Annotated in this window: 12 protein-coding genes and 1 other RNA gene; 11 read left to right on the top strand and 2 right to left on the bottom strand. The window is 39.4% G+C overall.

Annotated features, from left to right (window positions below; translation table 11 throughout):
* Window positions 1-2 precede the first annotated feature (2 nt).
* The 3 genes from AC0VX1_RS13050 (at window position 3) to AC0VX1_RS13040 (ending at window position 2,832) form a co-directional block, all read left to right on the top strand.
* Window positions 3-1,349, top strand: a complete 1,347-nt coding sequence (locus AC0VX1_RS13050; protein ID WP_475471627.1) for a GntP family permease — start codon at window positions 3-5, stop codon at window positions 1,347-1,349.
* Between the two features lie 159 nt (window positions 1,350-1,508).
* Window positions 1,509-1,856, top strand: coding sequence for a PadR family transcriptional regulator (locus AC0VX1_RS13045; protein WP_063576202.1), 348 nt, complete (start codon window positions 1,509-1,511; stop codon window positions 1,854-1,856).
* The gene (locus AC0VX1_RS13040) at window positions 1,843-2,832 is read left to right on the top strand and encodes an HAAS signaling domain-containing protein (protein ID WP_475471624.1); all 990 of its coding nucleotides are present in this window, start codon (window positions 1,843-1,845) and stop codon (window positions 2,830-2,832) included. Before AC0VX1_RS13045 ends, AC0VX1_RS13040 begins: the two co-directional genes overlap by 14 nt.
* 175 nt (window positions 2,833-3,007) lie before the next feature.
* Here AC0VX1_RS13040 and AC0VX1_RS13035 read toward each other — a convergent pair whose 3' ends face one another.
* Window positions 3,008-3,535 (bottom strand): IseA DL-endopeptidase inhibitor family protein, encoded by a 528-nt coding sequence (locus tag AC0VX1_RS13035; RefSeq protein ID WP_413022597.1) that lies wholly within the window; start codon window positions 3,533-3,535, stop codon window positions 3,008-3,010.
* Between the two features lie 646 nt (window positions 3,536-4,181).
* On the opposite strand from AC0VX1_RS13035, the gene AC0VX1_RS13030 reads away from it, so the two are divergent.
* From AC0VX1_RS13030 to ssrS, 5 genes are all read left to right on the top strand, one after another.
* Window positions 4,182-4,574, top strand: a complete 393-nt coding sequence (locus tag AC0VX1_RS13030; RefSeq protein ID WP_063576204.1) for a sporulation protein — start codon at window positions 4,182-4,184, stop codon at window positions 4,572-4,574.
* A gap of 21 nt (window positions 4,575-4,595) precedes the next feature.
* On the top strand, window positions 4,596-5,477 hold the full coding sequence (locus tag AC0VX1_RS13025; protein WP_475471621.1) for a mechanosensitive ion channel family protein: 882 nt from the start codon (window positions 4,596-4,598) through the stop codon (window positions 5,475-5,477).
* A gap of 460 nt (window positions 5,478-5,937) precedes the next feature.
* Entirely contained in the window at window positions 5,938-7,191 is a 1,254-nt protein-coding gene (locus tag AC0VX1_RS13020; RefSeq protein WP_413008594.1) for an MFS transporter, read from the top strand.
* Between the two features lie 204 nt (window positions 7,192-7,395).
* Complete coding sequence (locus AC0VX1_RS13015) at window positions 7,396-8,877, top strand: UDP-N-acetylmuramoyl-L-alanyl-D-glutamate--2,6-diaminopimelate ligase (protein WP_475471619.1); 1,482 nt, start codon at window positions 7,396-7,398, stop codon at window positions 8,875-8,877.
* A 104-nt stretch (window positions 8,878-8,981) separates the two neighbouring features.
* Window positions 8,982-9,168: non-coding RNA, 6S RNA (gene ssrS / locus AC0VX1_RS13010), on the top strand.
* 138 nt (window positions 9,169-9,306) lie between these two features.
* Here the strand turns inward: ssrS and AC0VX1_RS13005 are convergent.
* On the bottom strand, window positions 9,307-9,849 hold the full coding sequence (locus AC0VX1_RS13005) for a ribonuclease H-like YkuK family protein (protein ID WP_034306780.1): 543 nt from the start codon (window positions 9,847-9,849) through the stop codon (window positions 9,307-9,309).
* Between the two features lie 873 nt (window positions 9,850-10,722).
* Between AC0VX1_RS13005 and AC0VX1_RS13000 the strand changes: the two genes are divergently transcribed.
* From AC0VX1_RS13000 to nasC, 3 genes are all read left to right on the top strand, one after another.
* Complete coding sequence (locus AC0VX1_RS13000) at window positions 10,723-11,928, top strand: nitrate/nitrite transporter (RefSeq protein ID WP_475471616.1); 1,206 nt, start codon at window positions 10,723-10,725, stop codon at window positions 11,926-11,928.
* Between the two features lie 53 nt (window positions 11,929-11,981).
* Window positions 11,982-14,303 carry a nitrite reductase large subunit NirB gene (nirB, locus tag AC0VX1_RS12995; RefSeq protein WP_475471614.1) on the top strand — a complete coding sequence of 774 codons (2,322 nt, stop codon included), beginning with the start codon at window positions 11,982-11,984 and terminating at the stop codon, window positions 14,301-14,303.
* A gap of 106 nt (window positions 14,304-14,409) precedes the next feature.
* Window positions 14,410-16,560 carry an assimilatory nitrate reductase catalytic subunit NasC gene (nasC, locus tag AC0VX1_RS12990; protein WP_475471612.1) on the top strand — a complete coding sequence of 717 codons (2,151 nt, stop codon included), beginning with the start codon at window positions 14,410-14,412 and terminating at the stop codon, window positions 16,558-16,560.
* The last annotated feature ends 42 nt before the right edge of the window (window positions 16,561-16,602 follow it).

The following is a 16,602-nucleotide window of genomic DNA, read 5'->3' as shown; positions in this document are numbered from 1 at the left end:
TTATGTTATTTATTGTTTTGGCCATCGGCGTGTTCTTAATTGTTTTTTCGACAACTAAATTCAAGCTGCATCCGTTCTTATCGCTTCTATTAGGCACTTTATTTGTGGGTTTTGCTTCTGGAATGCCTCTGGATCAGATTGTTGAGAATATCAACGGCGGTTTTGGCGGATTGATGACAAGCATTGGACTTGTAATCGTTTTCGGTACAATAATCGGGACCATTTTGGAAAAGGCCGGTGCCGCATTAAGAATGGCCGAAGTTGTATTGAGGATTGTCGGCCCTAAAAGACCGCAGCTTGCCATGAGTATGATTGGCTTTATCGTATCCATACCCGTGTTTTGCGATTCAGGTTTCGTTATTTTATCGAGCTTAAGAAAAGCGTTGGCAAGACGCGCAAAAGTAGCAGTTGCTTCCATGTCAGTTGCACTTGCAACTGGTTTGTATGCAACACATACACTTGTACCTCCAACTCCAGGGCCAATTGCGGCAGCCGGAAATATCGGAGCGGACGGATACTTGGGGACTGTCATTTTGATAGGTCTTATTACGGCCATACCAGCTGCACTTGCTGGTTATATATGGTCAATGAAAGTAGCGACCAAGATAGAAGTTGAAGATGACCGAAGTGACCTGGATTACGATTATGATGAAATTGTCCGTTCATTCGGCAAGATGCCTTCTGCCTTACAATCATTTTTACCGATCGTTTTACCGATTGTCTTGATTGGAGCCAGTTCTGTATTAACGCTCTTTGGAACGGAAGGGGGGATTGCCGCATTTTTCGTATTCTTGGGCCAGCCGGTCATCGCATTGCTCGTAGGAGTAATTTCCGCTTTGACATTGCTGCCTAAGTATGATGAAGAAACATTAACAAACTGGATAGGAGCCGCCTTATTGGATGCTGCGCCAATTTTATTGATCACCGGGGTGGGCGGAGCATTTGGTACCGTCATTAAAAATACGGGGATTGCAGACATCATCCAAAGTTGGGATATGGGCAGCATCTTTAGCGGTTCCTTGTTCCTGTTGGTCCCGTTCCTAATTGCTGCTGGGTTGAAAACGGCTCAGGGTTCTTCGACAGCATCACTGGTCATCACTTCATCTTTGATTTCCCCCATGCTTCCAACGTTGGGGATTGAAGGGGCTGTTCCTCTTGCATTGGTAGTCATGGCTGTTGGAGCAGGTGCGATGACAGTAAGTCATGTAAATGATAGCTTCTTCTGGGTGGTCACCCAATTTAGCGGGATGAAAGTGACGGATGCCTATAAAGCTCAAACAATGGCAACCTTAATACAAGGAGTGGTCACGATTATCACGACGATGATATTGTGGGGCATTCTTGTGTAATATGAATATTGGAAAAACGGAGAGGCGTGAACCGCTTCTTTTTTTATGCTTTAAATAAAATATATTTTCATTTTCATGTTGGTGTAAGAACTAAAATAGTGTATGATGCATAGTATAAGGTATGGTGTACGTCACATAGTATAGAGAAGGGGTGATTGGATGAGCACTTTACTGAATTCATTAACCACTGAGCTGCGCAGAGGCACTTTGACGTTAGCTGTCTTAAGTCAGCTCAAAACTCCGCAGTATGGGTACTCGCTTGTCCAGCGTTTAGAGAAGTCTGGAATTACCATCGATCAAAGTACTTTATATCCTTTGCTTCGCCGCCTGGAAAAACAAGAATTGGTGACCAGCAGCTGGGATACTTCTGAAAGTAGACCGCGCAAGTACTATTCTTTAAGTGATTATGGGGGAGAAATCTTCACGCAGTTAAAGGAAGAATGGGAAAAAACTTCTCAAGAGCTTTATATATTATTAAAAGGAGAGGGAGAACATGGAGCTGATTGAACTTTATATTCAGGAAGTGACCCGAAGGCTGCCAGAAAAAAACCGGGCGGATATTGCGCTTGAGCTTCAATCCACAATCGAAGATATGCTTCCGGATGATCATACGGAGCAAGACGTGAAAGCGGTACTTTTAAAATTAGGAGATCCGGTTACACTGGCAGGTGGTTATCGTGATCGGCCAATGCATCTGATCGGACCTCGTTATTATGATGTTTATATCAGTCTGTTGAAGATGATTTTACCAATCGCTGCAGTCATTTCACTGATCGCATTAGTAGGGGACAATCCGTTTCGGGATACGGGGAATACTGTTATGGAAGCAATTTTAAAAATAATCGGGAAAGGAATTTCAAGTATCATCAGTACAGGTATCCAAGTGTTTTTCTGGTTAACGCTTTCATTTGCCATTTTAGAACGCTTGGACACTTCAAAGGACCAGTCGCCCGTAACAAAAGACTTGAAACCATGGACACCGGAAAACTTAAAAGATATTCCGAACATTTCAAAGATAAAAGCGGTCCCTATGATCGAGGTTTTTGCAAGTTTGTTAGGCCTTTCCGTATTCGCAGCCCTTTATTTCAATGCAGCAAACCTGTTAGGCGTCTATGAAAAAAGAAATGGCAGTCTCATTTTCGTGACACCTTCTTTTAATCAAGATGTATTGAATTCCTATTGGCTGCTGGTATCTTGCGTCATTATCATTGGGGTGCTCTTAGCGATATATAAATTATTTTTAGGTCGATGGACCCTGAAATTAGCTTTTTTTCATGCCATATACCAGCTGTTGTACACTCTGGCCTTCATCATCATCATTAGTAATCCTGATTTATTGAACCCGGAATTCCTTGCATACCAAAGAACACTATTCTCAATCGATGAATGGAAAAGCTCGATATACTGGGGTCTCATACTCCTCTCCATCATTTTTGCCGCCTACGATACCTATCAAGGCTTCCGAAAGGCAAAAATCCGTTAAGGCACAGCATCCTAGCTGTGTTTTTTTTTGAATGTTTTGTGAAGTGAAAGGTGAGCTGATACAAGCCAGAAAGATTATTTCTCAAGATATAATGGTCAACAAAAAAACACCACATATGTCATATAGTTTTTAACTAACTATACAGCATATGAGGCGTTACATTTAAACCAATGTTTTATTGAACTGCATCGAACTGATTGACTTTCCAAGTAGATCCGGACTTATAAAAGGTCACCGTTCTTTTTACTGACTCACCGTCAACTGTAGGTACTGTTAAATTGTATGACCTAACGTTTTGTTTTTGATAGACTAATTTAATTTTTGCTTTTTTCCACTCTAACATGCTAAAGCCATCTCCGACTGGACGGGCTAATTTCCCTTTATGGGTAATGTAATTATATTTAGTCAGCCCTTTTTCAACTGCATTATTAGTAAATGTCTCTGCTAAGTAGGCAGTCAATTTATCTTTTGTGTTAAACTCTTGGCAAAGGTATGAATACTCTGTCCCTTTATAATTGAAAGTTTTTTGTGAACATGAACGGGTTTTGTATCCATATAAAGCATTCCAAAAATGTTTGCTGGCATTATCGGCTATCTTTAATGCATTTGCGTCAGACAATGTTGTCGTTTTTGCGGTAACCGGACCACTTAATGTGAAAAATAAAATGATAATGGATAATAACATACCTAAAAGTTTTTTCATATCATATCTCCCCAATCCCTAATAGGATACTTATGTAACGAAAGTTTAATAAATATTACAATTGTTACATTTATATTACAACATGTTTGGCATAAGTAAAAGAGAAATCTTGTAAATTTTTAAATAAATTTTAGGTTTTATTACATATTCATAGTTTGTTCACTATATTCTTTTTGAAAGGGCGTTCACGGATTTGCAATAGAATGAGGTTACATACTTCCTATTCCACCAACTGACCTTTTTAAAACCAAGAAGTGAATACTTTCAACGGACAAGTTCATTCATTATATTTTCATTAATATCAACATATGTTCAAAGAACTCGAATTACCCAGGCAGATCCGGAAAAAATAAAATATAATGGTTTGACAAACTTTCTAATTCTACCGTATTATAAATTATATACTTGAATACATTCTCCAAAGGGGAGTAGCTTTTACAACAATGTCGTCATTACGGAGCTCTTTGCTCTCGGTGTTGTTGGCAGCATATTGTTGTTAGCCAGACCTTACCTATTGGTAAAGGTCTATTTTGTTTTAGTAAACCTTTACCAAAGTGGTAAAGGTTTTTTTGTAGTCCCCTTAAGGAAATGTATAAACATGTAGGTTTTAATAGAAAAACAAATAAATATAAATGGAGTGTATTCTTTGATACTTAGAAAATCTTTGCTACTTTTAGGAATAGGTTCTGCACAAATAGATTTAATCCTTCCGAAAAATACGTATAAATCCGGTGAATGCATAAATGGATATTTTTTGATTAAGGGTGGTACCCTTGCGCAAAGAATAAGAAGGATTGAATGTGATTTGATCATGGATACTCATTCTACGGGAATGGAAGAGATCCTTAAAACGAGCACCATTTTGTCTACAAGGGAGATAAATTCAGGGGAAAGCAACGAAATTCCTTTCAACTTTTGTCTGCCTATATTGAAGGAGCCTTATAAGCGAGGGGTATCCTATCGCCTTAAAACAAGACTTATCCTTGATAAAGGGATAATCGGAAAGGATGATGACTGGATTTTAATCGAATCTGAATAAACGTGAAATGGAGGTGAAAACATGAATATCTTGAAATTTTCTGAGCTTGCTGTGGATTACTGGGAAGAATTTTTATTATTGAGGCTTTTCATTTTGGCTATACTGTTATTGGCTGTTTATTATATTTTGAATAAACTGGTTGAATGGTTTTTTAGAAGATCCAATTTTTTCGACGAAGAAGTCGAAAAAACAATACAGGGGGTTACTCGTTCTTCTCTTAGGTACGGTATATCCGGGCTTTTCCTTATATATTTGATTGGACAGTTTATAGACCTAAAAGGAATTTTAGCCGGAGCTGGTATTTTAGGGGTCGTGATCGGATTTGCCGCTCAGCAAATGCTTAAGGATATCTTATTGGGATTTGTAAGGCTTTCGGATAATGAATTCCGAGTCGGGAATTTCGTGACATTCAACGGGACAAGTTCCGGGACGATTGAGGAAATCGGTATCCGGTTCATGCAGATCAGGGAATGGTCAGGAAAATTGCTGACCATCCCACATAGTGAAATCAGGACGATTCAAAATTTTAATAAAGGGAGAATGCGAGTCATTGAACGCATTACAGTAAGTTACCAGGAAAATCCTGAAAAGGTAAAACGGCTGTTGGAGGATATATGTATTATCTGTAATGATAAGTATGGTGAAAGCCTTCTAAGGCTAGAAGATGGTACACCCGAAGAGGATTTTAGATACATAGGCATTACGGATTTAAATCCGAATCTAAAATATGTTGGATATGAACTATGCATAGTGGGACTTGTGAAACCTGATGATTACTTTGAAACATCGAGAAGCGTGAGGTTTGAAATGATGACTGCTTTACATGAACATCAAATTCTAATGCCATCTTCCCATTTGCTTGTACAGGGCAATCCTAATCAAGAACGTTTATTGGAAACCTGAAAAGAAGAAACACATTTGCTTGAGATAATCCGGGAAAAGATCAAGAAAAAATGATGGATAAGGTAACAAAGGTCAGAAGCCATATTCGGCGACAGCCCTTTGAAGCTTAAGGATATTAAAGGGCTTTCTTTCAAAGGAAGTCCATTTTTTATATTAGATAAATAGAACAAACCCATCCCAAAAAATAGTTTTATTTTATTAATTTTTCCCTTGATTTATCAGATTAAATAAATTATTATGAAAATAACATAAAATGGAAGGGTGACCTTTAAACAATGATCATTTAATCCTATTTTTTAAGAAAAAATGCGTGCTTAAAACGAATTTTTTTCTGGATAGGATTAGTCTGTACATTAAAATACAAACAAAGATCATTGTGTCCTTCGATTAGGGATATTTTTTCTTGTTATATTTGTATTGTACTGCCTCCTGTCCAGATATTTCACAGGGGGTTTTTATATTGGCGAATAACACATCTGAAACATTAAATAAAAAGGAACCTAACATTTTTAAAAATCGAGTATTCCAGGCCATTATCTTCTCAGGGTTGTTTTTACAAATAGGGATATGGGTACGGAATTTTGCCGTTTTGTTATTCGTCATGGAAAAGACAAATGGAGATGCCTTTGCCATTTCCATGATATCAGTAGCAGAATTCGCACCCATTTTTATTTTTTCATTTATTGGAGGCACATTTGCTGACCGCTGGAGTCCGAAAAAAACGATGGTTTGGTGTGATATTTTAAGTGCAATGTCTGTATTTGCTGTCCTTATCTCGCTAATCTTCGGCAGTTGGAAAATGGTTTTCTTCGCAACTTTAATTTCGGCGATACTTTCTCAATTTTCTCAGCCATCGGGCATGAAGCTATTTAAGATGCATTTGCCAGAAAGTCAAATCCAGACAGGGATGTCAGTTTATCAGACCGTTTTCGCAGTATTTATGGTTTTAGGTCCGATTCTTGGTACATTTGCCTTCCAATCTTTCGGGATCAACACCTCGATTGCGATTACTGGCCTGGCGTTTCTACTTTCAGCTGGCGCACTCGCCTTTCTTCCAAAAGATCGCAAACTGAATGAGGGGACAGCAAAAACAACATTATGGCAGGAAATGAAAAGCGGAGTGAGCTACGTATTACGAAAAAAAGAACTAAGTTTGCTTGGTTTATGTTTTCTGGCTGCCGGGCTCGGACTGGGTTTCATTCAGCCGCTCTCGATATTCCTTGTTACAGAACAACTGGAACTGCCTAAGGAAAATCTCCAATGGTTATTTATGGTGAATGGGTTTGGTATGATTTTAGGCGGAGCCGGTGTAATGATCTTTGCCAAAAAGGTGGCACCTCAAAGATTATTAGCTTTCGGAATGCTTGTGAATGCCATAGGGTTGGCGGTAATGGGGCTTTCGACAAATCTTTGGATTACACTTACTGCCGAGTTCTTTAATGGGCTAATGCTTCCTTGTATCCAAATCGGGATCAATACATTGATATTGCAGAGGACCGAGGGAGAGTTCATCGGAAGGGTCAATGGAATCTTAAGCCCATTATTCACTGGATCGATGGTGTTGACCATGAGCGCGGCAGGCGTGCTGAAAGAGCAATTTTCACTCGTAGCCATATTTGAAACCGCCGCTTTCTTTTTTATTCTAGGAATGTTTTTCATATTGCCATTGTACAATCAGAAGGCCGAAACGAAACCTCTGGAAGTTCAATCGTAAGCATCTTGCGGTGTGCCAGCACCTAAATACAGCTACAACCATTAGAAAAGCAGCCAAAATTGGCTGCTTTTCTTTCTTTTTTCTTCATACTGTCATTGAAACTGACAAATTCTGGATTTACATTTATTTTAGGAGTACTGGTTAATACTAAAAATGGGCTTATTGTACTTATGCAAGTGAATAGCTTACAAAGGAGAAAAGTTAATGATCCTTAAAAACATATTGAAAGAAGCGATAAACGGGGATTTGCCGAAGGACGTTGAACATATATCCATAACAGGTGTAACCGATAACTCTAAAGAAATAAAAAAAGGATTCCTTTTTGTTGCCGTAACCGGATATAAGTCCGATGGCCATAATTACATCAATGATGCAATTCGCTTAGGGGCATCGGCTGTGATTGGCAATCGAGATATTAAGGGTTTGGAAGTTCCTTATTTAAGAGTGGAGAACAGCCGTAAAGCATTAGGACAAATCGCCAAAAGGTTTTATGGAGATCCCAGCAATCAAAAAATAATGATAGGAATTACGGGCACAAATGGGAAAACTACAACTAGCTATATGCTTCAGCAAATATTAGAAGAGAATGGAGTAACCTGTTCAGTCATTGGTACGATACAGCATATTATCAATGGGAACAAAGTCGATTCCCATAATACGACTCCAGGTACCATGGAATTGAATTCCTTGCTGGTTGAAAGTAGGGACATGGTTGTCATAATGGAAGTGTCTTCACATGGATTAGCTCAATACCGTTTAGAAGGAATTGAATTTGATTTCTGTGTCTTCACGAATTTGTATCATGACCATCTTGACTTCCACGGTACGATGGAGGATTATTTCCTGGCAAAATTACTGCTTTTTGAAAAATTGAAACCTAGTGGTCTTGCGGTTATTAATGGAGATGATTTCTGGGGGGGGAAACTGCAAGAATACTTATGGGAGAAGAATGTCAGAGCCTTTGTTTTTGGAAAAGCCAATCGCTGCGATTTAGCCATAACCAATTATAATACCGCAACGAACCCCTTTATTTTATTGAATGAGAAACAAGACTTTGTGAAAATTGAGTTACCTTTACCTGGACTTCATAATTTATATAACGCAACAGCTGCCTATTCCGTAGCGAAGATGTTTCCAATTTCAAAACAGGAAATTCTCACTTCATTGAAACGATTTTCCGGTGTACCAGGAAGGTTTGAAATATATAAGAAAGCATCTGGGCCGACTATAGTCATCGATTATGCACATACTGCAGATGCCATTCATCACATGCTTCAAACGGCCAAAGAATGTGGGGCCAAAAAGATTTATCATATCTTTGGTTTCCGGGGTGGACGAGATACAACCAAAAGGGCTGAAATGGTTAAAGTATCTTCGGAACATAGTGATGTTTTGATTTTGACAATGGATGATCTGAATTCGGACGGGATGGACGGGATGGAATCCACACTAAATAAACTGCTTAGTGATTACTCAGCTGGAAACGGAAAGGTTATTCCTGATCGTACCTTTGCTATCCAGGAGGCGTTACAAGCAGGAAAAGAAGGGGATTGGATTATCATAACAGGTAAAGGAATTGAGAGGTATGATCAAAAATTCGGACTGCCAACCATTTCTGACAAAGAAACGGTATTATATCTTCAAAATGAGGACCAAGGGGATTTTATCGGTTTTTTTGATCAATAGTTGATTATAACGAATCCAGCTTCCATCCATTCCACAGCCATAAGTGATTTTAAAATGGTGATTATTAACATTGTAACATGTAAGTAATTCAGGTATGATAATTATACAAGCTGCACTGTTCGTAATGATAATAAAGTTTTAACCTTTAAGCTGTAATAGGGAGTTTTATATTGAAACAGGAATGTTATGCCTCGTCACTGACTTGGACAACAGGATTTTTTCTGCAAACACCCACTTTGAGGAGTGGTGGTTTAAAACTTTCTTACTGAATACGGCATTGGCGGCTTATATCTTAAAATGTTAAAGCCGGTCTCGGTCTGAGGCCGGTTTTTTGCTTATTTAAAATTGCATACCGAAAAAAAGTATGTAACGCTTTGCCGTCTGAAAATTCCCAAACCATATTGTGCAATTACATATTTTTGTAAACATTCACTCTTGTTTTGTATAACGGTTGGCATAACTTGAAGCTACGAAAGCATCCGGTTTGATTTTTGGTTCCACCCCCATGGATTCCATCCTGGCTACCATTTCTTTTACAAACTCACTGGTTTTGTTTCGCTTTCCAACCCCGATATCAATGTGACCTTCCATTGTGAACGTCGCACCTTGATATACAGCAGGCAGGACAATATCGATTAATTGATTTTTTCTTTCTTCCGTAAACAGTGATACGATTTCCTCTGTTAACGACAACTCTTGAGAAATACGTTCATGTAAATGCAGCATCCTTCTAGGGATCATCACTTTTCTTATACAACCCCATACACCATTTCCGACCTGCCGTATTACGATGCCGGTAATGAAAACCGTATGTTTTTTATGTACTTGCGAATCTGTCCCGACCATTAATTGATAGTTACCGGAAGGATTTAATTCCATAAACTCAACAATATGAACGAATACCTCTTCAAAGGACATATCCTTTTTCTGAAGATTTTGAAATGGGATGTTCTGAAATGGATATTGCTTCATATTATTGTACCCAACCTTTCCCCGGATAGAATCAGATTATTAAATATCTCATACCGTTCATAACACATCATATGAAAGAGGTCCTTGTTTCGTGCCGTGGGAAGAACCCGCGTTTAAAGAAGGGTCATCATTTCAAGTTGATCTCGCTGAATGGATATCACCTCAAGTCTTATTTCTTCTATTTTAAACAAAGGCTCTTTTCGTAAAGATTGTTGTTTTTAAAACGAAACTATTTAAGGGTGATTGGAGCGGAAGTGCAAGACTCCTGCGGGAGCAGCGGGACAGGTGAGACCCCACAGGCGTTTACGCCGAGGAGGCTCACCGCCCGCACCAAGGAAAGCGAGCATCTGGAGGGGAAATCAACCACACCGCACTACTTAGTAAATAGCAACAAAGTATGCGAAAACAGCCTAAACAAAAAAGACTGTAGGCAAAAGGAGTTCTATCTTATGTTAAACAAAGTTGTTTGGGAGCGGGTGGCTGGAATGAATTAACGGACAAATATAAAACTGGAAACAAACTCCATTATAGTCGGGTTTATCTACAGGCTGAAAGAGAAGCTTAAGCATTAGGCTTCTCTTTTTTTGTATGGAGAATATTTCAAAATGTTCTTGGAGTTTATTCCGGCCATAAATGAAAAGTTAAAAAAGCCTGTAACTTTACATCACCTAAGTAAACACAATATCATGCGATTTTTATTAGAAAAAGGAAATGAATTTATTAAATTTTGACCAATACCTACTTCAAAGTATTCACAATTTAATAACTTACAAAAAAAGTGTGTGATGTTTTCTTACATAAACAAAGAAATCTTACTTTTATAAGAGTAAAATAAACAAATATTCAATTAATAAAGTATTGGAGAGATGAAAAATGAAAATATCTGAATTGAAAAAAAGCGGTCATGCTCCGTCATTATTAGCTTCATTCCTTTATTTTGATATCAGTTTTATGATTTGGGTATTATTAGGGGCACTCGGTGTCTATATTACAAAGGATTTCGGACTTTCCCCAGCTGAAAAAGGCTTGATTGTGGCTATTCCGATTTTGGGAGGCTCGTTTTTTCGAATCGTCCTTGGTTTTTTGACTGACCGCATCGGCCCGCGGAAAACCGCAATCGGCGGGATGCTTGTAACGATGATTCCACTTTTTGGGGGATGGTTATTCGGTGAAAGTTTAGCAGAGCTTTATTTAATAGGGATATTACTAGGGGTGGCAGGAGCAAGTTTTGCTGCAGCACTTCCTATGGCCAGTCGTTGGTATCCCCCGCATTTGCAGGGTCTTGCGATGGGCATTGCAGGTGCCGGTAACAGCGGAACTCTTTTTGCGACATTGTTCGGACCTCGTCTTGCAGAATCTCTTGGCTGGCATAATGTTATGGGATTAGCTTTGATTCCTTTAACCATCGTGTTTATCATTTATATTTTAATCGCAAAAGACGCGCCATCTCAACCGCCGGCAAAACCACTAAAGGAATATTTCAACGTATTTAAAATAACGGACACTTGGTATTTTTGTATTCTTTACAGTGTAACTTTTGGGGGCTTTGTCGGGTTCACTAGCTTTTTAAGCATCTTTTTTGTTGATGAGTATGGGTTAACACGAATAAGGGCGGGGGAATTCGTTACATTATGTGTCATCGCCGGAAGTTTCTTTCGTCCCGTCGGAGGATTTATTGCCGATAAAATAGGTGGAGTTAAACTGCTTATGTTTCTATTTATTGGACTCACTATATGTATGTTTGGGATTAGTTTTCTTTATTCTCTTACTGTCGTTACAATCCTTCTGTTCATCGGAATGCTATTTCTCGGTATGGGCAACGGAGCTGTCTTTCAGTTAGTTCCACAGCGATTTTCTAAAGAAATAGGTTTTATCACAGGGATTGTGGGAGCTGCCGGAGGTGTTGGCGGATTCTTGGTTCCAAACATACTAGGTACGTTGAAACAGATCACTGGCACATATGCTACAGGATTTTTAGTATTTTCCGCAGTTGGAATCGTGGCTTTGCTTATCCTGGGCCTAGCTCAGCTTTCATGGAGAAAAACGTGGGTACTCGGAAAGAATTCAGTTAAGATCTAGAACTTTGTTTACTTAGTTTGGCTTTTTACAGCACTTGTTTTTGGGGGGATAAAATGTATAAACAAAAACTGATCTTAGTAGGGAACGGAATGGCAGGATTACGTTGTGTTGAATCCATCATTAGTAAGGATCCGACTGCCTTTGAGATTACTATTTTCGGAAGTGAACCGCATGTTAACTATAACCGAATCTTATTGTCGACTGTGCTTCAAGGCAATACCTCTTTTGAAGATATTACGATAAATGATCGAAACTGGTATACGGAGAATAATATCCAATTGTTCACAGGTGAAACGGTCATAAAAATCGATAAAGAGACTAGGAAAATAAAAACAGACAAAGAACGGGAAGTTTACTACGATAAGCTGATAATTGCCACAGGTTCTGTTCCGTTCATTCTTCCTGTCAAAGGTGTAGATAAAGAAGGCGTCATTGCATTTCGGACGATTGAAGATTGCCAAAAGATGATTGAAACTTCACGCAAACATAAAAAAGCAGTCGTCATCGGAGGCGGTTTGTTAGGTTTGGAAGCAGCGAGAGGTCTGTTAAACCTTGGTATGGAAGTGCATGTCGTTCATATCGCTGACTATTTAATGGAAAGGCAGCTCGATTCAACGGCATCACTTTTACTGCAAAAAGAGTTGGAAAACCAGGGAATGAACTTTCTTTTAAAAAAGGAAACACAGGAGTTAATTGGTAACGAGCGTGTAGAGCGCGTCCGTTTTAAAGATGGAACGGAGCTGGATGCAGATTTGGTCGTTATGGCTGCGGGAGTCAGGCCGAATATTCAGTTGGCCAAAGAAAGCGGAATTGATACCAATCGTGCGATTATTGTAAATGACTATTTAGAAACCAGCATCCCAGATATTTATGCGGTTGGTGAATGTGCTGAACATCAAGGCATGGTTTATGGGCTTGTTAAACCTCTATACGAACAAGGTGAAGTGCTGGCAAAGCATATTTGTGAGATGAAATGCAGCGGATACCAAGGCTCTGTCCTTTCGACCCAGTTGAAAATATCAGGAGTTGAGCTATTTTCTGTTGGTGATTTCCTTGGTGACGAAACAACGAAATCCATCACAACTTTTGATGAATTGGATAGTGTTTATAAAAAGTTGGTTTTTCAAGGAAGAAAAATCATAGGTGCTGTGCTTTATGGAGATACAAACAACAGCTCACGATTACTCGATATGATTGTAAAGCGGCAAGAAGTATCGTCAGAGGAAAGGCGTTCAATGTTCCAGTCACCAAATACGGCTGAGGGATTAATCGCTTCGATGGCAAATCATGAAATCATTTGCCATTGTAATGCTGTTTCAAAGGGGGGAATCATTGAAGCGGTTCAAAATAAGGGATTAACGACAGTGGAACAAGTTAAACAATGCACAAAGGCTTCCGGTTCTTGCGGCGGATGTAAGCCGGCAGTGACCGAGCTTTTGACCTATATTCAAAGTAATCTTACTACTCAGGATGAGAAGCAAACTGCATTTTGCTCATGTACGAAATTAACGGAAGATGAAGTTGTGTATAAAATGCAGCTCCAAGACGTATCGACTGTCCAAGAAGCGATGGATGCTCTTGAATGGGAAAATACAAAAGGTTGTTCAACTTGCAGGCCTGCATTGAGCTATTATTTAGGGATGATTCATCCAGAGTACGAGATCAGACAGCAAACTCTTTTCATAAACGAAAAAAAGAATGCAACAGTTCAAAGTGATAACCGATACTCAGTTATCCCGCAAATGTACGGCGGGATGACGAATGCAAATGACTTGCGAAAAATTGCTAATGTTGCCGATAAATATGAAATATCCCAGGTTGCGATAACAAGTGAACAAAGGATTCATTTAATGGGGGTGAAAAAAGAAGATCTCCCAGGTGTGTGGGCTGATTTAGATATGCCGTTAAGTTCGAAATATGGTAACACCGTTCAAAACGTCAAAACATGTATCGGTGAACATGTTTGCTCTTGTGATAAACAGCAATCCCTATTACTTGCTGTAGATTTGGAAAAAAGATTGGAGCAAGTATCTACACCATACCGTATAAAGATGGGCATATCCGCTTGTATGCATAACGGTGCAGGATCAACAACGAAAGATATAGGTGTTATGGGCATTGACAGGGGCTGGGAAATATATGTGGGCGGAAGCAGCGGGCGGGATGCACGTGCAGGTGAACTGCTATGTGTAGCCGGCACAAATGAAGAAGCCATTGAAATCATCATCGGCTTTATTCAATATTATCGGGAAACAGCCAACTACTTAGAACGGACTTGGCAATGGATTGAACGATTGGGATTAATTCATGTTAGAGAAATATTGTTTGATGATGAACTTAATCAGCAACTATCTCAACGAATGGAACTGGCCTAGATCAGGGAATGAACAAAGGGGAAAACTAGTTGCAGGACTTAGTAAGCGGTTAAATGTTTGTACCATGAAAAATCCATAGAAATCCATGAGTAAAGGGTGAGGAGCCTTGACCGAATTATTATTAAAGTATTTCCGCACGAAGCAACAAGAGGTCCAATCAGAAAAACGATATGATACACAATGTCCATTTTGCAGCATGCAATGTAAGATGCAGCTGCTGGAACAAACAATAGTGACAAGAAAAAAGTATATGACGATTGGAAAAGATAATCCAACCTCAGAGGGGCGCTTATGCATTAAAGGAATGAATGCACACCAACATGCTTTGCATAAAGATCGAATTAAATACCCATTATTGAAAAAAAATGGGGAATTTGTTCGAATATCATGGGAGGAAGCATTAAGCCACATTAAAGAGAATTTCACAAGAATTCAAGCGGAAGATGGGGTAAATGCATTATCTGTTTATGGGAGTGCATCCATTTCAAATGAAGAAGCCTATTTGCTTGGGAAATTTGCAAGGGTGGCTTTAAAAACAAAGTATATAGATTATAATGGCCGTCTGTGCATGTCTGCAGCTGCTTCGGCAGCCGGCCAAACATTTGGTATGGACAGGGGCCTGACCAACAGCTTATCAGAGGTTCCGTTCACAAAGTGCATAATCTTGGCGGGTACGAATATAGCGGAATGCCAACCCACAATCATGCCGTACTTTGAGCAAGCGAAACAAAATGGGGCATATATCATTGCTGTAGATCCCCGGGAAACAGCAACAACGAAAATGGCCGACTTACATCTAAAAGTGAAACCAGGGATGGATGCCGCCTTGGCAAACGGATTATTGAAAGTGATCATTGAAGAGGATTTTACTGATGAAGCATTTATCCGGGAACGTGCAAATGGCTATAAAGAAGTTAAAGAGTATGTTACATCTTTAGAGTTGGAGGAGATTGCCGAAATGACAGGGGTTCCTAGCGACCAAATCCAAAAAGCGGCTGCCATGTTCGGGAAAGAAGAATCAGGGATGATTTTTACAGCTAGGGGCGTTGAGCAGCAAACAGATGGTTCGGCCGCCGTCCGTAATTTTCTTAATATTCTTATTGTTACAGGAAAAATCGGAAAAGTGAATTCGGGCTATGGAGCTATCACTGGACAGGGAAATGGGCAGGGAGCAAGAGAACATGGCCAAAAGGCAGACCAGCTGCCGGGGTATCGCATGATTGAAAATGAGGAACATAGATTACATATTGCAAGTATATGGGGAATTGATGAGGCTGATTTGCCGCGTAAAGGTGTATCGGCATACGAAATGATAGAGAAGATAAATGAAGGTGAAATTACCGGCATGTTTTTAATGTGTTCCAATCCAATTGTTTCAAATCCCAATGCTAACTTTGTCAAAAAGGCTTTGAAGAAATTAAAGTTTCTTGTCGCAGTAGATATGTTCGTTTCTGAAACTGCTAGATTGGCTGATTTGATTTTACCTACTTCGTCTTATTTAGAGGATGAAGGAACGATGACGAATTTGGAAGGACGGGTAACGTTGCGGGAAGCAAGTTTTTCATCACCTGGGGAAGCGAAGCATGATTGGCAAATCATTTGTGATATAGCTAAAGCTCTTGGGAAAGGGGAGTATTTTCCCTTTCAATCTGCAAATGAGATATTTGAAGAACTAAGAGTGGCAAGCCGCGGGGGAACCGCCGATTATTATGGTATAACGTATGATCGCTTAAGAAAAGAAGGAGGCATTTTGTGGCCATGTCCATCCATTGACCATAAAGGGACTAAAAGGTTATTCGAATCGTCTTTTGCCCACCCGGACGGAAAGGCGGCCATGGTTGTGGTTAATAACGTGCCTCATGTTCCAAAAGAAAAGCCATGTACGGAATTTCCGCTTTATTTAACAACAGGAAGAATCATGTCACACTATTTAACTGGAGTACAAACGAGAAAAAGCTCATCATTAGCCGCAAGAAATTTTGAATCATATATGGAAATCCATCCAGAAACAGCCAAGAAATATCATATTTCAGACAATACTTTGGTGAAAATTGAATCAAGGCGCGGAAGTATTGTTGTAAGAAGCAAATGGTCCGCAACGATTCGCCATGATACTATATTCGTTCCTTTTCATTGGGCAGACTCCCAAAATGTCAATCGCCTCGTTTCACAGGATTTAGACCCGACATGCAAAATGCCTGGGTTTAAAGTCAGCGCTGTAAAAGTACATCCTATATTAGAGTTAACGTCTCATTAAGGGGAGGGGATCTTCCCCTTCACCATATTTTTTTGATTCAAT

The organism is Peribacillus sp. QJM3NY_7, assembly GCF_056173225.1.
This window is presented reverse-complemented; position numbering and strand designations above follow the sequence as displayed.

Coding starts and splice junctions, on each gene's coding strand:
- AC0VX1_RS13035 (WP_413022597.1), bottom strand. CDS start 3,535: ATGAAAAAACTTTTAGGTATGTTATTATCCATTATCATTTTATTTTTC.
- AC0VX1_RS13015 (WP_475471619.1), top strand. CDS start 7,396: ATGATCCTTAAAAACATATTGAAAGAAGCGATAAACGGGGATTTGCCG.
- AC0VX1_RS13050 (WP_475471627.1), top strand. CDS start 3: ATGTTATTTATTGTTTTGGCCATCGGCGTGTTCTTAATTGTTTTTTCG.
- nirB (WP_475471614.1), top strand. CDS start 11,982: ATGTATAAACAAAAACTGATCTTAGTAGGGAACGGAATGGCAGGATTA.
- AC0VX1_RS13045 (WP_063576202.1), top strand. CDS start 1,509: ATGAGCACTTTACTGAATTCATTAACCACTGAGCTGCGCAGAGGCACT.
- AC0VX1_RS13005 (WP_034306780.1), bottom strand. CDS start 9,849: ATGAAGCAATATCCATTTCAGAACATCCCATTTCAAAATCTTCAGAAA.
- AC0VX1_RS13025 (WP_475471621.1), top strand. CDS start 4,596: ATGAATATCTTGAAATTTTCTGAGCTTGCTGTGGATTACTGGGAAGAA.
- AC0VX1_RS13000 (WP_475471616.1), top strand. CDS start 10,723: ATGAAAATATCTGAATTGAAAAAAAGCGGTCATGCTCCGTCATTATTA.
- AC0VX1_RS13040 (WP_475471624.1), top strand. CDS start 1,843: ATGGAGCTGATTGAACTTTATATTCAGGAAGTGACCCGAAGGCTGCCA.